Raw genomic sequence first — 17,859 nt, 5'->3', positions numbered from 1 at the left:
GTTCTATTAGTGCAACATAGCGCTTGAAGTTAGTGCGAAATAAAACCATAATTTACAGACTTGGAGTGAATCGTCCTCAATCAGCTCGATCAATCTCGTCGGCTTCGGCATGCCGACATGCGTCGCCCCGTCTTTCGTGAAGACGGCTAGTTTACATGGAAGGAAATAGCCGCCCTCTCGATGCGCCGTCAACACTTTCTTCGCTTCCTTCGGGTTGCACACCTCGAGGATGCGATAGTCCCCGTCGATCGCCTGCCCCTTCTCTTCAAGCGTCGCCCCGAGGTCAAAGTCCCAAAGGACGCCGAACTCTTCTTCTTTGAGCGTCCCTTTCAGCTTCTCGACGACGTTTGCGACTGATCGATCCGTCGTAACCGTATAATCGAACATATGAACTCCTCCTTAAAATATAGTCTCTTTCGTCATGTACCCTTCCGATAGGGACATCATTCCTTAGTAGACGAGAAAAAAGTCTATGTGATTTGAAACATATTCCGCTACATGACGTATGAATGATAGAAAATAGAACTATCCAACTTGACGCAAAGGAGAAGTGGTTGTGGTGACGGTCACCGTATTCACACATACTAGCTGCAGTTCTTCCCGCAAGACGATTGATTGGTTACGTGAACAGAACATCCCGTTCATCGAGAAGAAATTGACTGACCAAGGGATGTCGTTCAACGAGTTCAAAGACATGCTCCGCCTTACCGAGAACGGGACGACCGACCTGTTGTCCGTCCAAAAAAGCGTGTACAAACAGGCCGCCGACCAGCTCGATGAGATGTCGCTCCGAGAACTGTACAGTTTCGTCGCCTCGCACCCTCAGATTTTGAAGAGCCCGATCGTCGTCGACGACAATCGGATTCAAATCGGGTTTAGCGAGAAAGAGATCCGTACGTTCATCCCGCGCCATGACCGAATCGCCGAGCTGAAACGTCTGCTCGACAACAAGTAAGAGCCCTGCCGCAGCAGCGCTCTTTTTATTATGACTTCTTGAGTCGGGCCGCCAAGCGGTTTCCGAACGATTGAATCGATTGGACGAGCAAAATCAAGACGAAGATCGTCACGTACATGACTTCCGGCTCGAAGCGGAGATGGCCGTACTGATAGGCGATGTCTCCGAGGCCACCTGCCCCGACGAGCCCCGCCATCGCGGTCGCCCCGATCAACCCGATCGTCGCGATCGTCAGTCCGAGCACGATCGACGAGCGGGCCTCACGGATGAGGACGTACCAGATGATCTTCCGTGTCGAGATCCCCATCGCCTCGTACGCCTCGACGACGCCGCGGTCGACTTCGAGAAGCGCCGACTCCATGAGACGTGCGATGTACGGTGCCGTGAAGACGATGAGCGGGAGGAGCACCCCTTGTACCCCGATCGTCGTCCCCATGATGAACCGCGTGAACGGCAAGATGAAGAACAATAGGATGATGAACGGGATCGAACGGACCACGTTGATGACGCTCGAGAGCGCGCCGTAGACGTAACGGTTCGCCAGGCGCCCGCTCGGACGCGTCAACACGAGCAACGTCCCGAGCGGCAGTCCGATGAACGTCGAGATCACGAGGGCGATGCCTGTCATCGTCAGCGTTTGAATCGTACCGGTCCAAATCAAGTCACCCCAGTCGGCCCAGAACTGTAGCATGGCTCGTCACCTCCTTCACTTTCACGCCGCTCGCTTCGAGATAACGGACGGCTTGGTCGGTCTGGTCGGGATCCCCGTCGAGATGGATGAGCAGGTTGCCGACGAGCCCACGTTTCAACTTCTTGATGCCGCCACCGATGATGTTCGGGAGGAGCCCGAACCGTTTCGTCAGCTGGGCGAGGACGGCCTGTTCGGTCTGGCTGCCGATGAATGACAAGTGGACGAGCGTCCCGTGCGTGCTCAATTCTTTCACGACTTCTTCCGGCACGTCGAGATTCGTCTTCAAGAACTTCTGCGTCGTCGCGTGGACCGGGTCGGCGAACACATCAAGCACATCCCCTTCCTCGACGATCTTGCCGCCATCGATGACGGCGACACGGTCACAGATCCGTTCGATGACTTCCATCTCGTGAGTGATTAAGAAGATCGTCAACCCGAGCTCACGGTTAATCTCGAGCAAGAGGTCGAGAATCGATTCGGTCGTCTCCGGGTCGAGTGCGCTCGTCGCCTCGTCGCTGAGGAGAATATCCGGCTCGTGCGCGAGGGCACGGGCGATGGCGACGCGTTGCTTCTGTCCACCCGAGAGCTGTTCCGGGTAATGTTTGCGATGGTCGGTCAGTCCGACGATGTCGAGGTACTTGTCGACCCGCTGTCGAATCGTCTGCTTATCGAGCCCCTCGAGGCGGAGCGGGATGGCGACGTTTTCTTCGACCGTCGCCGTCTTCAGCAAGTTGTAATGTTGGAAAATCATCCCGATGCGGTGGCGGAGCTTCGAGAGCTCCTTTTTGCCGAGTTTCGTGATGTCCTGTCCTTCAATCTCGACTTGGCCCGACGTCGGCCGCTCGAGCAGGTTGATCATTCGGATGAGCGTGCTCTTGCCCGCACCGCTGCGGCCGATGATGCCGAAGATCTCACCTTTTTCAATCGTGAGCGACACGTCATCGAGCGCCGTGACCGTTCCTTTGTTGACGGTGAACGTCTTCTTGATCTGTTTGAGTTCGATCATGATGCCTCCTTAAAATGCCGGGACGATCGAGCCGTTGAACGTCTCTTCGATGAACGTCCGAATCTCGTCAGAGTGGTAGTATGACTTGAGCGTCTCGACGACCTCGTCTTCTTTGTTGTCGGTCCGGACAACGACGTAGTTCGGGTACGGGTTGTCGACCGTGTCTTCATGGAAGAGGGCGTCCTCGTTGATCGAGAGCCCCGCACCCATCGCGAAGTTCGTGTTGATGGCGGCAAGCGCGACCTCAGGAAGTTGCGTCGGGAGCTGTGACGCCTCGAGCTCGATGAACTCGAGGTTGAGCGGGTTCTCGGCGATGTCTCGTTTCGTCGCCTTGTCCGTCAAGCCCTCCTTGAGCGTGATGAGACCAGCCGTCTCATAGAGGCGAAGCGCACGGAGTTCGTTCGCCGGATCGTTCGGCACGGCGACCTTGTCGCCTTCTTTCAATTCGTCGATATCGGTCAGCTTGTCCGAATAGAGCCCCATCGGGAAGGCGACCGTCTTGAATACCTCGTCAATCTTATACCCTTTATCCGCTTTTTGGAGCTCGAGGAACGATAGGGTCTGATAGCTGTTCACGTCAAGGCTACCTTCAGCGAGCGCGGCGTTCGGCGTGTTGTAGTCGTTGAAGACTTTGATATCGAGTTCGAGCCCGTCCTCGGCAGCGAGTTTCTTCACTTCCTCGGCGATTTGTTGGTGTGGTCCCCCGGTGACACCGATTGTGATCGACTCATTGCTGAGCGCCTCGCTCGCGTCCGACTGTCCGCAAGCTGATAGCGCGATTGCGGCGAGTAACGATGTTCCGGCAAGGATTGATTTCGATTTGATGTTCATTGAATGATTCCTCCTTTAATATGAAAAGCCCGCCACTCATCAAGAGAGGCGGGCACGACATAGCAAGGTCGGACACGCTCATCTCCCAGACGCTTCCGTCTGTTGGAATTAGCACCATGATCTTTCGATCTGGTTGCCGGGTTTCATAGGGCCAGTCCCTCCACCGCTCTTGATAAGCAAACGTTCAATTTAATTGTCTTAATCTTACTCATTATTCTTTTATTTGTAAATAGTTTTCTACAAATTTTCAAGAATTATTTTCAAATAGTCATAATCAATCGGTTCAGGCAACTGTTGGAGCGTCGTCTCCCTCATCACTGCTGCCACGAGGAACGGGATCTCGTCCGTCGAAAGACCGAGAGCCTCGAGCGTCGTCGGGGCCTCAACCGTTTCGAGCCATGCCCGAAGCCGAGCCACGTCTTCCGAGCCGCGTAGCGATTCTTGGACGAGCAACCCGAAGCCGACCTTGTCCCCGTGCAGGAACGGATGCGTCGTCTCGAACTGACTGAGCGCGTTATGGACGGCGTGCGCGACGGCGACCCGTGTCCCGGCGTCGCCGAACCCACCGACCGCCCCACCGATGGCGAGAACGTGGTCGACCGCATAACGCGTCCCTTCCCCATACGAGCGGAAGGCGGTCTCGGTCAATTCGAGCTCGAGCAGGCGATGACATTGCTTGGAGAGCGCGAGTCCGGCATCGACGCCGGCATCGGTCGAGGCGTCCCCGCTCAAATAGCGGGCCTCATAAAACTTCGCGACCGTGTCGATGACGCCGGCTCGATAATAATCATACGGCGATGATGCGATGACCCGGGCGTCGACGATGACACGTTCGATGACGACCCGGAAGACGTCATAGCGGTCGTAGCTCCCGTCGTCGCGATAGACGACGCTGAGCGGGGTGAACGCCGCACAGTTGGAGGCGAGCGTCGGGATGACGATGAGCGGGACGCCGTTCCGTACGGCGACGAGTTTGGCCGTGTCGACGAGCTTGCCGCCACCGACGGCGATGAGGACGTCCGCCCCGTCGAGGTCGACGCGGTCCGCCTCACGATCCGTGCACTCTCCTCGGAACGTCGTTGCCGGATAGGTTTGAATCGAAGGGAGTAACCGTTCGACGGTCGGGTAGCCGTTTTGCCCGCGCAACACATGGACCGAACGAGCGCCGATCAGTTCTTCGAGACGATCGAGCGCGTCAGCGGCGTGATCATACTCGAGCACGGCTTGACGGATCACGCCCGCACCTCTTCATAGGCGGCGAACAGCCGCTCGATTCGCTCGACGGCCTCGTCAATCTTCGGCTCCGGGGAGACGAGTCCGAAACGCACGTAGCGCTCCCCTTCGGTGCCGAAGAAATAGCCCGGTGTCACGGCCACGCCTGCCTCATGAAGCAGCTTTTTGGCGAACGAGGCGGAATCGCCTTCCGGCACTCTCGCCCAGACGAAGAACGAGCCTTTCGGGGCCGTCACGTCCCAGCCGGCTTGGCGCAGGCCGTCCACCAATCGGTCGCGCCGCGTCTCATACAGACGGGACAAGTCATCTCGAACCGACTTCGGTGACTCGAGTGCGGCGACGGCCGCTTCTTGAATCGCGGAGAAGACGCTGACATGGACGTGGTCTTGATACGTGTTGATCGCCTCGATGATGTCTTTGTTGCCGACGGCGAAGGCGACGCGCCAGCCGGACATGTTGAACGCCTTCGACATCGTGTACACTTCGATGCCGACCTCTTTCGCCCCGTCGGCTTGAAGGAAGCTCGGCGGCACGTTCCCGTCAAAGCCGATGCTGCCATAGGCGAAGTCGTGGACGACCATCAGTTCCTGCTCTCGGGCGAAACGGACCGTGTCCTCGAAGAATTGTGGCGTCGCGACGGCGCCAGTCGGATTGCTCGGATAGTTCAAATACATGAGCCGCGCCCCGTGCGTATCGAGCGTGTTGTAATCCGGTAGAAAATCGTTGGCTTCTGTCAGGACGAGGTCATGCACGACCGAACCGGCCAGCCGTGCGCCCGATATATAATCCGGATAGCCCGGATTCGGGAGCAAGATGCCTTCCCCCGGTTCAAGGACACATTGTGGGAGCGTGATCAGCCCCGATTTCGACCCGATTAAAATCGCGACTTCCGTCTCGGCATCGACGTCGACTCCATACTCGTTCAAGTAGAACGTCGACACCGCCTGTTTCAATCGGCTTTGCCCACGGAACGGGCCGTACTGATGGGTCTCCGGGTTCGCGAGCGCCGTCTCGAGCGCCTCGCAGATCGGTTTCGGCGTCGGCAAGTCCGGCGTGCCTTGCCCGAGCCGGATGATATCGGCCCCGGCCTGTTCGAGCGCGGCCACTTCTTTCGCGAGCCCGACGAAGTGCTGTGGGGGTAAAGTCTTAAGTAAGTTTGAACGTCTGTCTGCCATGGATGGTCCTCCTATGCAAAAAACACCCCTTTCCGAGGAAAGGGGTGTCGAGATACAGACGTATTCAAACAACCACCTTCCCATCTCTCAAGGTTACCTTGCTGGAATTAGCACAGTATTGAAACAATCTGTTGCTGAAGCTTCATCGGGCCAGTCCCTCCGCTTCTCTTGATAGAAAGTGTTTATATGCGATTTATGTGTAATATGTCCTTAAGTAAACCAAACGTTCCCATTGCTGTCAATCCTTATTTTGAAAAATGACGAAGTGCTCTTGAAACCCTGAAAAAAAACGGCCATAGTAAAAGAAGAACGTTATTCTGAAAAAAATGTAGGGTGAGGGGTTGGACTCGTGGAGCTAAACCGGCAATTGATTTGGAAACTAACAGTGATCGGCCTGATTTTACTCGTCTTATGGCGGGTCATCAGCGAACCGGACACGATTTCACGCGTGTTGCAGTATACGTTTCAACTATTGACCCCCGTCATCATGGGGATCGCGATCGCCCTCTTGTTGAACACGGTGCTGTCGTATATGGAGGAGCGATTCTCGTTGAAACGATACCAAGGCCTCTTGATCGTCTACGTGACGTTCATCGGGCTGCTCGTCATCTCGGCCGTGACGCTGTTCCCACGCATCTATTCGAGCGTCGCCTCGCTCATCGAGGAGTTGCCGTTTTATATCCGGCAACTTGACGGCTTCGTCGGTCAGTTGAATGCGTTTTTGCAAGATTACAATGAGACGATCGCCCAGACGCTCGACTTCAAGCGGTTCGAGGAGCGTTACTCGGGCTGGGTCGAGACGGCCGTGTTGTCGTCGGTCAGTTACGTCTCGAGCTTCACGATGACGCTCATCAACTTCTTGATTGGGATTGTCATCTCCATCTATCTATTGAAAGACAAAGAAGTGTTCGCCCGGATGTTCAAACGTCTGTTGTATGCGCTGTTCCCTGTCGCCACGGCGAAGACGACGATTGACATCTTCCAGGAGATGGATTACATCTTCAAACGTTACATCATCGGCAAATCGCTCGACTGTCTCATCATCGGTGTGATGGCCGTCATCGGTCTACTCATCATCGGGGCACCGTACGCCCTCTTGCTCGGGGTCATCATCGGGATCTTAAACTTCATCCCGTATGTCGGGCCGCTCCTCGGGATGATTCCGGCGTTCATCATCACATACTTCTACGACCCGTTCACGGCCGTCCTCGTCCTCGTGTTCATCTTCTTATTGCAACAGTTCGATGGATTGTGGCTCGGACCTAAAATTCTCGGCGACAGCGTCGGGATCACGCCGTTTTGGGTCATCACGTCGATCATCATCGGCGGCAGCCTCTTCGGCCTCGTCGGCATGTTCATCAGCGTTCCTGTCACGGCGATGATTCAAGTCATCCTGTCACGTCTCATCGACTATCGATTGTCACGAAAGAATTTGAACGAACTGCTCTAAAATAAGTTGACACATTCAAACAATCTGTCATACAGTTTAGCTGTAGACAACTATTAGAAAGGAGGCTGCCCCATGTCAGTCATGAACGGACTACAGACGAAACTTCATACTGACAGACAGGCTCCTTGACTTTCGTGACAATCGAACGGTTCCGCCTGTCTTTCGAGGCATGCGTAGACAAAGGGACGAGTATGCCTCCGCGCACGCTTCGTCCCTTTTTACTTTCTCAGAAACAGGTGAACCCGTATGTATCAATCACTCAAGCGGCTCGACCGCAACATTTGGATCCGTTTCCTCGGTGAGACGATCACCGGCGTCATGATGTTCATGATTGCCCCGTTCCTCGTCCTCTATTATAGTGACAAGCTCGACAGTTACGTCCAGGTCGGGGTCATCCTCGCGACCGGACCGATCATGGCGCTCATCGGCTCGGTCGTCGGCGGGCGTCTCGCCGACCTTTACGGACGTAAGCCCGTCATGATGACGGCCATCGTCGGGGATGCGCTCGCACTCGTCGGCTTCGCCTTCGCCGATACGTTCTGGCCGCTCCTGCTCTTGAACGCGATGCTCGGCTTGACGAACTCGCTCTTCCATCCGGCAGCGAGCGCCATGGTCGCGGACGTGACCGAGCCGGAACAGTTGAACGAGGCGTTCGGCCTACTCCGAATGGGGCACAACATCGGGGCCGCGTTCGGTCCGCTCCTCGGCAGTGCCGTCCTCTTCCTCGACCGGCAGTATATCTTTATCGCGGCGGCGGTCGTGTTCGGGCTCTACGCGCTCGTCCTAGCCAAGTTCATCCGTGAGACGTTGCCCGAGACGACCGAGCATGAGACGTTATCCAACCAGGACGTGCTCCGCGTCTTCTCACAAGATCGCGTCTTTCTCGTGTTCATCTTTGCCGGCGTTTTCATCTCGATGGGCTTCGCCATTGTCGAGAGCATGTTGCCGCTCTTCTTGCGTGAGTCGCTGCCGACGTTCACGGACCGGCAAAATCCGTTCGCTTACTTGCTCGCCTTGAACGGCATCATGGTCGTCTTGTTCCAGTTCCCGATCGCCTCGAAGCTCGGCCAGAAGCCGTTCGGGAACGTCATGCTCGCCGGGGCGACCGTGTTCGGTGTCGGCATGATGCTTCTCGCCGTCGTCCCGCGTCTCCTCTATTCACTCGGCACGCCATATCTCATGCTCGTCTCCGTCCTCCTCGCCGTCTATGCGTTTTACACGCTCGGCGAGATGATCATGTCGCCTGTCCAGCAAACGTTCATCGCCATGATCGCGCCCGAGAATATGCGCGGGGCCTACAACGGTGCCGCCAGCATCCAGTGGTTGATTGGCGGTGTGACGGCGCCGCTGTTCGCGAGTTTGTTCTTCAACCGGGGCGCCGGGCACGTGGCGCTGCTCCTCGTCGGCGCCGCCAGCTGTGTCTCCGGACTCATCTACTGGCAACTCGGGCGCCGCGTCCGGGCGGCAGAAGCGAAACAGAAGACGGCATGACCGAAAAAACACACTAAACCTTGTTGGTTAGTGTGTTTTTTAGTTTCATTTCAAACGGATTAAATTTTGAAACAGAGATTCATTTTTACTTTACAAACATAACGGTTCTTTTTATGATATGAAAGTTGGGAGGAATCTTTCATGGAAAGAATCAATAAACAGAATATCGTGGACAGTGTGCCACAAAAAGGATTTTTCGGACAGCCAAAAGGGTTGTTCACCTTGTTCTTCACCGAGTTTTGGGAACGTTTCTCGTATTACGGGATGCGGGCCATCCTCGTCTTCTACATGTATTACGAGGTGTATGAGGGCGGCCTCGGCCTTGACCGCAACCTCGCCTTGTCCATCATGTCAGTCTATGGGGCGCTCGTCTATATGTCCGGCGTCATCGGTGGCTGGCTCGCCGACCGCGTCTTCGGTACGTCGCGTGCCGTCTTCTACGGCGGCGTGTTCATCATGCTCGGCCATATCGTCTTGTCTATTCCTGGCAGCCTGACGTTCTTGTTCATCTCGATGGGGTTGATCGTCATCGGCACCGGTCTCTTAAAGCCGAACGTATCGAGCATCGTCGGTGACTTGTATCATGAGACCGACCGTCGCCGCGACGCGGGGTTCAGCATCTTCTATATGGGCATCAACCTCGGGGCGTTCATTTCCCCGCTCCTCGTCGGACACTTGCAGGCCGATTACGGTTTCCATTGGGGCTTCGCCCTCGCCGCCGTCGGGATGTTCATCGGGCTCGTCGTCTTCATCGTCACGAAGAAAGGCAACCTCGGCCTCGCCGGGTCGTATGTGCCGAACCCACTGACCCCATCAGAACGGAAGAACGCAATCACATACTCGGCCATCGCCGTCTTTGTGATTGGGGGGCTGCTCGCCGTCTTGATTCCGCGCGGTCTGTTCACAATCAATACGTTCATCGGACTCGTCGGTGTGTTCGGGATTACGATCCCGACGATTTATTTCATCGTCATGTATCGGAGCCCGAAAACGACCGAAATCGAACGGTCACGTATCCTTGCCTATATCCCGCTCTTCATCGCCTCGGTCATGTTCTGGGCGATCCAGGAGCAAGGGGCGACGATCCTCGCGAACTACGCCGATCAACGCACAAACTTGAACTTCCTCGGCCTCGAACTGAAGGCGGCGTGGTTCCAGTCGCTCAACCCGCTCTTCATCATCCTACTTGCGCCGGTGTTCGCTTGGGTTTGGGTGCGGCTCGGCGACCGTGAGCCGAGCATCCCGGTCAAGTTCGCGTTCGGGATTCTATTCGCCGGACTCAGCTTCTTGGTCATCTTGCTACCGGCTTACTTCGGTGGGCCGAATACGCTCGTCAATCCGCTCTGGCTCGTCCTTAGTTACTTCATCGTCGTCCTCGGCGAGCTCAGCCTGTCGCCGGTCGGACTGTCGGCGACGACGAAACTCGCGCCGGCGGCCTTCTCGGCCCAGACGATGTCGCTCTGGTTCTTGTCGAACGCGGCGGCCCAAGGGATCAACGCCCAGCTCGTCCGCTTCTACTCACCAGAAAACGAGATGATTTACTTTGGGGTCATCGGTGGCGCCGCTATCGTCCTCAGTCTCATCTTGTTCGCCCTTGCACCGGTCATCAAACGCTATATGCGCGGGATCCACTAAAAAGACGCCATTCCTCAACTAAGAGGAATGGCGTCTTTACTTGTTACTTGCGCACTTGGATGAGCGACAAGTAACGATCGATCAAATCTTCGTTGAAATAGTTGTGGAAGCTGTCCGACTTGAGCGATTGGATCGACTCATGGAACGTCGCCGGGAGCGAGGCGATGCCTTGGCTCTCGATTTGCTTCGCCGAGTATTCGAACAAGTCGTCTTCGTTCGGTGCTGACGGTTCGATTTGTTGCTCGATTCCTTCGAGACCTGCATAAATAAGGGCCGCGAGTGCCAAATACGGGTTCGCGCTTGGGTCCGGGTTTCGCACTTCGACGCGTGTCGCACTGCCGCGCGATGCTGGGATTCGAATCATCGAGCTTCGGTTCGACGGGCTCCAGCAAATATTGACCGGCGCCTCAAAACCTGGGACGAGTCGTTCATACGACTCTGGGAGCGGGTTCGTGAAGATGGCCGTCGCCCGGGCATGCTTCAAAATCCCTTCGATGAAGTGACGGGCCGTCGTCGACAATCCATAATCTGCATCCGGCTCCTCGAACGCGTTCTCGGTCGGTTTTCCATCTTTGTCGTTCTTCCAGACCGAGATGTTCAAGTGCATCCCCGACCCGTTTACATCGCGGAGCGGTTTCGGTAAGAACGACACTTTCGCGCCTTTCTCTTGTGCGGCGAGCTGGACGATTTCTTTGAAGAATTGAATGTTGTCCGCTGTATGGAGCGCATCGTCATATTTGATGCCAATCTCGTGCTGGGCGGGTGCCACTTCGTGGTGGACCGCCTCGATATTGAAACCGACCTCGCTTAGGCGATTGGCGATATGTTGTCGTACCTCATAACCTTTGTCTTCTGAGCGGGTCGAGAAGTATCCAGCCTCGTCATAGAATTCACCGTTCTCGTCAAAGATGAAGAATTCCGGCTCAGCCCCGACAAAAATCGAGTAGCCATCCCGGGCAGCACGCTCGAGCGCATCTTTCAAGACGTTCCGGGGATCGAATTCATACCGCTCCCCATCAGGTGTACAAACGTCACAGAAGAAGGCGAGGATGCTCTCTTCACCGTCTTTTTCGTACCGTGGACGATCTAAATCCGGGCGTAAGAATAAGTCTGAGTTTTTGATGGAAGAGAACCCGTCGATGGATGAACCGTCGAACATCGTTTTCCCTTCAAAGACTTCGGGCAACAATTTTGCAGACAGCGTCAATAGCTTTAAATCGCCGAGGACGTCCGAGAAGTAGAGATGGATTTGCGTGATCCCTTTCTCTTCGACCGTTTTCTCAATCTCTGCTTGTTGCTTCCTGTAGCTATCCTTATCAGTTCCGAATAGATTTGCCATGATTCTAAAAAACCTCACTTAAGTTATTTGACAGGTCATCACTGTCATGACGTACCGTTTCGTACGCTTCTCTTTAGTCCATAACCCACTTTAAAAATTGTTAAACCCCAAATTTGAAAACACGAATCAAAGTAGCTTGAAACCTTCCTTGTTGGTATGATGGAGAAAGACTGAACGAGAGAGGAAGAACGCTGTGAACATTTTTATGACAGGTGCGACTGGATTTTTAGGGGGACGGCTCGCGAAAGAGTTGATTGCGCGAGGCCATCACCTCTATGTCCTCGCCCGCTCCCCCGAAAAAGTCACCCATGTTTTTACGTCAAAAGAACGTGAGGCCATCGAAGTGCTCGCCGGTGACTTGACGGCGCCGCTCCTCGGTGCGGACGAGACGTTTATCGAGCGAAATCATGGGAAGGTGGACCTCGTGCTGCATATGGCCGCACTCGTAAAATTCGACGAAGAACTTCGCGATGAGCTGTTCGAGACGAACTTGACCGGCACGAAACAAGTGCTCGGTTTGACGAAAGCACTCGGGTGTCGCCGCTTTTTCCATGTGAGCACGGCCTACACGCTCGGAGCAAAAGAAATCGGCCACGAGACGCTCTATACGGACCAGACGTTCCATAATCCATACGAAGAGAGCAAGGCCCACGCCGAACAGGCCGTCTGGGCGATGCGCCACGAACTCGAGGTCTCGATCTTCCGACCTGCCATCATCGTCGGCGACTCGAAGACAGGAGAAGCCGATTCGAAGTTCACGATGTACGGCTACATGCGCGCCCTCGAGGTGTTCAAACGTCGGCTCGAACGTCGTGGGGCTCCGGCTGGCCCGATTCGGCTCGTCGGGTCGGAGAGCGGGACGTCGAATCTCGTCCCGGTCGACTACGTCGCGGACGTCCTGCTTGCCGCAATCGAACATGCGCGTCCGAACACGATTTATAACGTGACGAACGACACGCCACCACGAAATGCGGACATGCTCGAATTTATGAAAGAGGCGCTCGCTTTCCCCCACTTGAAAATCACAGAGGCACCGACGTCGTCGCTCAGCACGGTCGAGGAGACGTTCAACGAGATGGTGAAAGTGTTCAACCCCTACCTAGACCGAGACATCCGGTTCACCGACGCGAACACGAAACAGTTGCTCGCCGCGGCCGGTTTTCAGCCGCTCGATTTGAACGTCCGGTCGCTGAAGCGTATCGTTGACGCCTATTACGACACGAAATAAAACAGGATGGAGCTGACACAAGTCAGTTCCATCCTGTTTTACGTTTTGTCACAGACGAGGACGATTTTTCCGTCTTGAATCTCGCCTTCGAGCGATTCGACCATCTGTTTCGTCAAGCCGAGGCTCTCGAGCTGCTCGATGCGGTCGTCCGAGTTTTTCGTGAACTTGGACATGAGCGACTCCCAAAGTCCTTTCTCGGTGATCCGATACGGCTGGACACCGGCCTCGGCGGCGAGACGGAGCGTCAATTCTTCATCTTTGGCAAATAAGTAAATGTGCTCGTTCACACAGCCGCCCGACACCATCCCGTTCACTTCATGGTCGACCGACGTCATATCTCGTACGATTCTCGTTTCTAACATCCTTCATCCTCCTAAACGTTCACAGTCAAAATCTAATAATATACTATTCCCAAAAAATGAGCGCTAAAACCCGATTTCTGACGGATTGTTTGAAGGATGGTTCATGTGAACGTGACGGACCAAGATTCGATGTTGAAATGTTCGACGAGTTGACCGACCCGTGCCTGCTCGTCTTCTCCCGAATGAACGCCGTCCCGTGTCGCCTTGAACGCCAGCTCTCCCTGTCTCGGGGTGATTCGTGTGATCCGATAGCCGGCCTGCTGCAATAGCGAAGCGATGATCTCGAGCTTCTCACGCTCGATTGAGCGAAACGTATGATGCGCTTTCATGTCTCTCCTCCTCGCTGACTCCTCAGTATGTACGCTCAAATCAATGATGCTATACTTATGTCAATGAGACAAGGAGTGATATGGATGCCAAAACAAGACATGAATGCGATCATGCTCGACTACTTGAATGAAAAAGAGGACTACGAGGCGTTCGCGGCCAAACTGAAGCAATTACTCAGTGAGTTGCTCGACAATGCCGGGATCCAATTCCATTCCATCGTCGCTCGGGCGAAAGAGGCCGAGAGCCTCTATGCAAAACTATCCAGGAAACCGTATCAATATCGGTCACTTCGGGACGTACAGGACTTGGCCGGGCTACGGATCGTCACGTATTTTCATGACGATGTCCAGGCCGTCGCGCAAATCCTCGAAGAAGAGTTTCGGATCGACCGGGAACAGTCGATTGACAAATCGACGCTGCTCGATGCGAACGAGTTCGGTTACTTATCCGTCCATTATGTCGTCGGGTTGAGCGACAAGCGGCTCGCGCTCGGTGAATATGAGCGCTATCAGGAGAAAGAAGCGGAGATTCAGGTCCGCTCAATCTTGCAACACGCCTGGGCCGAGATTGAGCACGACCTCGGCTATAAGAACCCGAACGCCGTCCCCCCAGAAATCAAGCGTAGCTTCAGCCGCGTAGCCGGGCTCCTCGAGATCGCTGATTCAGAGTTCGTCAATATCCGGAAACAGCTCCGGACGTTCGAACAGGAGACGGTCGAACGAATCATCGCTTCCCCTGAAGAAGTGACGATCACCCGTGACAACTTGAACTATTATATCGCGAACGATCCGACGGTCGAGAAGCTCGACAACGCCATCTTCCAGAGCGACTGGTTGCTCGAGACGGACTTGTCGACAATCATCGAGCTGACGCGCATGTTCCATTACGCCCAGATTCGCACGTTCCACGACTTGAGCGAGACGCTCGATTTGTATTTCAACCGGGCCGTGAACTGTTCGGCGCTTCTCCCGTCTTCGCTCCTTCCCCGTCAAGGGATGGGTGTCGTCTATGCGGTTCTCGCCAAACTGCTCGTGGAAGGGGACGACCAACAGATTGAGTTTTTCTTCCGTCGCTTCTATCCAGACTTGAAACATTATGACGAAATCATCCAACAATTACGGATCCGGGAAGAGCCGACATAACTTTACAGACTTCATGTTTTTATTGTAGAATGTTTTTATGTACTGAAATATATGCAAATAATGATTTTAAGTAGGAGGTACTTCCGAGGATGACAACCCCTGTACAGACAGCATCCCGCCGTCAGCTCGTCGCTGACGCCGAACGCGGGATCCGCATGAACTATCGTGGAGTGAAAAAAAACCTCCGGGCGATGTTCTCACAGTATTTGACGCGTAACGAATTTTTCATCCTTCGGTCACTCTGCCAAACGAGTCCCCAAATCGCTTCGGCACTCTCGAACGAGTTCCAGTTCTCGGCCTCGATGATCACGGCACTCGCAGATGAGTTGACGAAGAAAGGACTCATCTCGCGTGAACGGAGCGAGCGCGACCGCCGCGTCGTCGAACTCCAAGCGACTGAAGAAGGCCGCGCCTTGTTCGAGACGTTAGAAGACATGAAAATCGAGTACTTGATGGACGTGTTCGAGGACTTCTCTGACGAAGAGCTCATCGTCTTGTCGAAGTTGCTCGACCGTATGGACGCGTAACGGTTTACGACGACATCAAAATAAGCCATGGACCCATCCCAATGATGGATTTATGGCTTATTTTTTTACAGATTTTACGAACGGGAAAGCCCATACCGGGCATAGCCCGCCTTTAAGCATGGGATGAAAGTGAGTTCGGATGTGAAGAACATCCGACATTCGGGTATATATATTCCATAGACAAGTACAAGTCTCTAAAACGCCCGTGTCCATCGCACCTTGAGAATCGTATCCGGTTCGGTCACGAAAACATGTGACCGGTAAAACGATGCCTGTCGTCACGTAAAAGACGCTAAAACATCAGGTGGACACACCTGCAACGACCTGTGGTGGATGGTAACAGTCCATCAGCCTGAGAACCTATATGGTCTGTCTCAGGAGGGGTGATGGCACACCCTCATCTGAAGGCTTGAGCAAAACAGAAATGGACTGCGCTCGCACAAGCACTTCAGAATCCCACGGTTTCAATCGTGGGAGTGTCAAATCTATTATTTAGTTTTCATGCGTCGCTCGATCCCGTTTCTTTTCTTCCCACCTACGTTTAGCCTCTTTATGCAAATCGTCCTCGTTGCGAAGGCGCATTCCTCTTAGCTCTCGATTTATCGCGCGTGCCTGCCTTCTGACTGATCTCTTGGTTACGTTGAACCAGATTCCATAGATCGCACTCGCAAGGAACAAGCTCCAAGCGGCCTGTTCTGTGGCGATATAGACGAGAAGGTACATCATAAGCCAAAGACCGACCGATGCGACATACTTTCTAAATGATTTGATCGTTATCTTCCCCGTTCCGCGTCCTGAATAAAAGTGACGACACCGCATTTAACAATAAACAGCCCGGAGTGGCAATCACTCCGGGCCATCGATTTAATTTCGTATGAGCTTCGCCGTCACGATGATTCGATCGCGATACCCACGTTCAGGGTCATAAGGCCCTGCACAGGTGATCAGTTGCAACCGTTCGGATTGTGTGGCCGCAAAGATGGAAGCGAGCGGCACGTCCTCGAGCCGATATCGATTCACGGAGACGACCTCGTACTGTGCGACTCGCTCGTCACGTTGGAGCGTCACCGTCTCTCCGAGTTGTAACGTGGCGAGTTCGCTGAAGATGGCCGGACCTTGGAGATCGTCCAAATGTCCGGATAAGACGACGTTGCCGATTGCGCCGGCACGTGCGCCGTATTGATACCATCCGACTGCATTGACGTCATCCGGCGTGTCCATCCGGTCGAGTCGGTCTTTCCCGACCGGTTCGATTGTCGCATCGACATCAATGGATGGGATGATGAGTCGTTTTGGGATGAACGTTTCCCGGTGAAACGACTGCCGACTGACCTCGGTCGAGGCGAGGACGAGCGGTTCGGCGAATCCGACGGTTGGGAGTCGGAACTCTTTGTCCGGCGCATCGACCTCAGCGGCCATCGAGAGAAACGCGAACGATCCAATCAGTAAAAGCTTAGGCGTCTTGCTGCTTACGACGAAAGACGTAGAAGCCAGCCGCTGCCGCACCGAGGACTGCTGCTGCGAGCAACCAGTTCATCGAAGCAGTCTGGGCGAGTCCGCCTTGTCCAGTCTCAGGAGCTCCAGCCATTTCCCCGCCGTCTGCTGCGAGCAATACTTCAAACGCTGGTTCACCTTCGAGGAGTCCGATCGCGAATGCCGTGTAGTTCTTACCACCTTCAAGGGCGACACCGTCGAGCGCCTTCACGACGTCCGTTGCGCCGGCTGGGCGAACTTCGAGGTCATACGTTCCGGCGTCAAGTGTACCGTAGTCAGATACCGCTTTGAACTCGAGGTTCGAGAAGAGCGGGTCTCCGCCTTTCGGTGCCACATCGACTGCTGGCGCGTCTGGTGCGAAGTGAGCGACACGGACTTTCGACTTGCCATCTTCGAAGTTGGCGTCATCTTCCATCGCTGCGATTTCGATGTTCTCGAGTTGTCCAATCGCTGCAGCGGTATAGAATTTGCCAGCTTCAAGTGAGAGATCCGCTGCGACGACGACCGTCTCAGCGTCACCGGCTGGTTTGATTTCGACGTTATAGTCGCCGGCTGGTAGTGTCAAATAGTCAGTGAGCGCTTTGAACTCTGCGCCTTCGACCGCGACTTCGCCGTTGACATACACATCGACCGCCGGAGCATCAGGTGAAGCGTGAAGCACCCGGACCATCGCATCGCCGTCGTGACCGTCCGCGCTGACTGGTAAGACGAGTGCAAACGCGAGAGCGAGCGTTCCGAGTAGAGACATCATTTTCTTCATGTGAAATTTCCTCCCTTTTCCCCTTAAGTGTGACCGATGGACTACGTACAACAGATTTGGTGTAGTGCTGCATAGCGTGCTACATCTGATTGCTATGTAGCTGGTGACATCTTAAACTTAAGACAACGGGACGATGGCGTAAAGGCGACAGTGTGTCTCGAATGTGCTGTGACGCTTTCTTCGGGTGTTACCGCTTTCTTTACAATATTG

The 17,859-nt window shown here is 54.6% G+C and carries 18 protein-coding genes and 2 riboswitches; of the genes, 7 read left to right on the top strand and 11 right to left on the bottom strand.

The annotated features are described in order from the left end of the window. Positions 1-6: 6 nt before the first annotated feature. Entirely contained in the window at positions 7-387 is a 381-nt protein-coding gene (locus KB235_RS08970; protein ID WP_211779433.1) for a DUF302 domain-containing protein, read from the bottom strand. A gap of 169 nt (positions 388-556) precedes the next feature. Here KB235_RS08970 and KB235_RS08965 point away from each other — a divergent pair, with 169 nt between their 5' ends. Continuing rightward, complete coding sequence (locus KB235_RS08965) at positions 557-955, top strand: Spx/MgsR family RNA polymerase-binding regulatory protein (protein ID WP_235193442.1); 399 nt, start codon at positions 557-559, stop codon at positions 953-955. A gap of 28 nt (positions 956-983) precedes the next feature. Here the strand turns inward: KB235_RS08965 and KB235_RS08960 are convergent, their stop codons facing one another. From KB235_RS08960 to KB235_RS08940, 5 genes are all read right to left on the bottom strand, one after another. Further along, positions 984-1,646, bottom strand: coding sequence for a methionine ABC transporter permease (locus KB235_RS08960; protein WP_211779432.1), 663 nt, complete (start codon positions 1,644-1,646; stop codon positions 984-986). Continuing rightward, positions 1,618-2,652: a methionine ABC transporter ATP-binding protein gene (locus tag KB235_RS08955; protein ID WP_211779431.1), complete on the bottom strand. Its 1,035-nt coding sequence runs from the start codon at positions 2,650-2,652 to the stop codon at positions 1,618-1,620. Before KB235_RS08955 ends, KB235_RS08960 begins: the two co-directional genes overlap by 29 nt. 9 nt (positions 2,653-2,661) lie before the next feature. Next, positions 2,662-3,483, bottom strand: coding sequence for a MetQ/NlpA family ABC transporter substrate-binding protein (locus KB235_RS08950; protein ID WP_211779430.1), 822 nt, complete (start codon positions 3,481-3,483; stop codon positions 2,662-2,664). Positions 3,484-3,558: 75 nt separating this feature from the next. Further along, positions 3,559-3,662: riboswitch (SAM riboswitch) on the bottom strand. A gap of 58 nt (positions 3,663-3,720) precedes the next feature. Next, positions 3,721-4,719 carry an iron-containing alcohol dehydrogenase family protein gene (locus KB235_RS08945; RefSeq protein ID WP_211779429.1) on the bottom strand — a complete coding sequence of 333 codons (999 nt, stop codon included), beginning with the start codon at positions 4,717-4,719 and terminating at the stop codon, positions 3,721-3,723. Beyond that, positions 4,716-5,891: an aminotransferase class I/II-fold pyridoxal phosphate-dependent enzyme gene (locus tag KB235_RS08940; protein ID WP_211779428.1), complete on the bottom strand. Its 1,176-nt coding sequence runs from the start codon at positions 5,889-5,891 to the stop codon at positions 4,716-4,718. Before KB235_RS08940 ends, KB235_RS08945 begins: the two co-directional genes overlap by 4 nt. A gap of 77 nt (positions 5,892-5,968) precedes the next feature. Beyond that, a riboswitch (SAM riboswitch) is annotated at positions 5,969-6,069 on the bottom strand. 171 nt (positions 6,070-6,240) lie between these two features. Between KB235_RS08940 and KB235_RS08935 the strand changes: the two genes are divergently transcribed. The 3 genes from KB235_RS08935 to KB235_RS08925 all read left to right on the top strand — a co-directional run bounded on the left by KB235_RS08935 (position 6,241) and on the right by KB235_RS08925 (position 10,467). Then, on the top strand, positions 6,241-7,341 hold the full coding sequence (locus KB235_RS08935; RefSeq protein WP_034808144.1) for an AI-2E family transporter: 1,101 nt from the start codon (positions 6,241-6,243) through the stop codon (positions 7,339-7,341). A 246-nt stretch (positions 7,342-7,587) separates the two neighbouring features. Continuing rightward, positions 7,588-8,832, top strand: coding sequence for an MDR family MFS transporter (locus KB235_RS08930; protein WP_211779427.1), 1,245 nt, complete (start codon positions 7,588-7,590; stop codon positions 8,830-8,832). Positions 8,833-8,973: 141 nt separating this feature from the next. Then, positions 8,974-10,467: a peptide MFS transporter gene (locus tag KB235_RS08925; RefSeq protein WP_211779426.1), complete on the top strand. Its 1,494-nt coding sequence runs from the start codon at positions 8,974-8,976 to the stop codon at positions 10,465-10,467. A 43-nt stretch (positions 10,468-10,510) separates the two neighbouring features. On the opposite strand, the gene KB235_RS08920 is transcribed toward KB235_RS08925, so the two are convergent. Continuing rightward, positions 10,511-11,806, bottom strand: a complete 1,296-nt coding sequence (locus KB235_RS08920) for a glutamine synthetase family protein (protein WP_211779425.1) — start codon at positions 11,804-11,806, stop codon at positions 10,511-10,513. A gap of 193 nt (positions 11,807-11,999) precedes the next feature. Here KB235_RS08920 and KB235_RS08915 point away from each other — a divergent pair, with 193 nt between their 5' ends. Next, positions 12,000-13,034 (top strand): SDR family oxidoreductase, encoded by a 1,035-nt coding sequence (locus tag KB235_RS08915; RefSeq protein ID WP_211779424.1) that lies wholly within the window; start codon positions 12,000-12,002, stop codon positions 13,032-13,034. A gap of 38 nt (positions 13,035-13,072) precedes the next feature. Here the strand turns inward: KB235_RS08915 and KB235_RS08910 are convergent, their stop codons facing one another. Together KB235_RS08910 and KB235_RS08905 are read right to left on the bottom strand one after the other, a co-directional pair. Further along, positions 13,073-13,396: a YflT domain-containing protein gene (locus KB235_RS08910; RefSeq protein WP_246514162.1), complete on the bottom strand. Its 324-nt coding sequence runs from the start codon at positions 13,394-13,396 to the stop codon at positions 13,073-13,075. A 101-nt stretch (positions 13,397-13,497) separates the two neighbouring features. Further along, complete coding sequence (locus KB235_RS08905) at positions 13,498-13,725, bottom strand: hypothetical protein (protein ID WP_211779423.1); 228 nt, start codon at positions 13,723-13,725, stop codon at positions 13,498-13,500. 84 nt (positions 13,726-13,809) lie between these two features. Here KB235_RS08905 and KB235_RS08900 point away from each other — a divergent pair, with 84 nt between their 5' ends. Both KB235_RS08900 and KB235_RS08895 read left to right on the top strand, forming a co-directional pair. Next, positions 13,810-14,868, top strand: coding sequence for a GTP pyrophosphokinase (locus KB235_RS08900; protein ID WP_246514160.1), 1,059 nt, complete (start codon positions 13,810-13,812; stop codon positions 14,866-14,868). 89 nt (positions 14,869-14,957) lie between these two features. After that, positions 14,958-15,395, top strand: coding sequence for a MarR family winged helix-turn-helix transcriptional regulator (locus KB235_RS08895; RefSeq protein WP_034806634.1), 438 nt, complete (start codon positions 14,958-14,960; stop codon positions 15,393-15,395). 864 nt (positions 15,396-16,259) lie between these two features. On the opposite strand, the gene KB235_RS08890 is transcribed toward KB235_RS08895, so the two are convergent. Both KB235_RS08890 and KB235_RS08885 read right to left on the bottom strand, forming a co-directional pair. Beyond that, entirely contained in the window at positions 16,260-16,814 is a 555-nt protein-coding gene (locus KB235_RS08890; RefSeq protein ID WP_245175454.1) for a class F sortase, read from the bottom strand. A 34-nt stretch (positions 16,815-16,848) separates the two neighbouring features. After that, positions 16,849-17,649 (bottom strand): DUF4397 domain-containing protein, encoded by an 801-nt coding sequence (locus tag KB235_RS08885; protein ID WP_211779422.1) that lies wholly within the window; start codon positions 17,647-17,649, stop codon positions 16,849-16,851. Between the last annotated feature and the right edge of the window lie 210 nt (positions 17,650-17,859).

The organism is Exiguobacterium alkaliphilum (assembly GCF_018138125.1).
Lineage (GTDB): Bacteria > Bacillota > Bacilli > Exiguobacteriales > Exiguobacteriaceae > Exiguobacterium > Exiguobacterium alkaliphilum.
The sequence above is the reverse complement of the archived record's forward strand: the minus strand, read 5'-3'. Positions and strand labels throughout refer to the sequence as shown.

Coding starts and splice junctions, on each gene's coding strand:
- KB235_RS08970 (WP_211779433.1), bottom strand. CDS start 387: ATGTTCGATTATACGGTTACGACGGATCGATCAGTCGCAAACGTCGTC.
- KB235_RS08960 (WP_211779432.1), bottom strand. CDS start 1,646: ATGCTACAGTTCTGGGCCGACTGGGGTGACTTGATTTGGACCGGTACG.
- KB235_RS08955 (WP_211779431.1), bottom strand. CDS start 2,652: ATGATCGAACTCAAACAGATCAAGAAGACGTTCACCGTCAACAAAGGA.
- KB235_RS08950 (WP_211779430.1), bottom strand. CDS start 3,483: ATGAACATCAAATCGAAATCAATCCTTGCCGGAACATCGTTACTCGCC.
- KB235_RS08940 (WP_211779428.1), bottom strand. CDS start 5,891: ATGGCAGACAGACGTTCAAACTTACTTAAGACTTTACCCCCACAGCAC.
- KB235_RS08930 (WP_211779427.1), top strand. CDS start 7,588: ATGTATCAATCACTCAAGCGGCTCGACCGCAACATTTGGATCCGTTTC.
- KB235_RS08925 (WP_211779426.1), top strand. CDS start 8,974: ATGGAAAGAATCAATAAACAGAATATCGTGGACAGTGTGCCACAAAAA.
- KB235_RS08920 (WP_211779425.1), bottom strand. CDS start 11,806: ATGGCAAATCTATTCGGAACTGATAAGGATAGCTACAGGAAGCAACAA.
- KB235_RS08910 (WP_246514162.1), bottom strand. CDS start 13,396: ATGTTAGAAACGAGAATCGTACGAGATATGACGTCGGTCGACCATGAA.
- KB235_RS08905 (WP_211779423.1), bottom strand. CDS start 13,725: ATGAAAGCGCATCATACGTTTCGCTCAATCGAGCGTGAGAAGCTCGAG.
- KB235_RS08900 (WP_246514160.1), top strand. CDS start 13,810: ATGCCAAAACAAGACATGAATGCGATCATGCTCGACTACTTGAATGAA.
- KB235_RS08895 (WP_034806634.1), top strand. CDS start 14,958: ATGACAACCCCTGTACAGACAGCATCCCGCCGTCAGCTCGTCGCTGAC.
- KB235_RS08890 (WP_245175454.1), bottom strand. CDS start 16,814: ATGGCCGCTGAGGTCGATGCGCCGGACAAAGAGTTCCGACTCCCAACC.
- KB235_RS08885 (WP_211779422.1), bottom strand. CDS start 17,649: ATGAAGAAAATGATGTCTCTACTCGGAACGCTCGCTCTCGCGTTTGCA.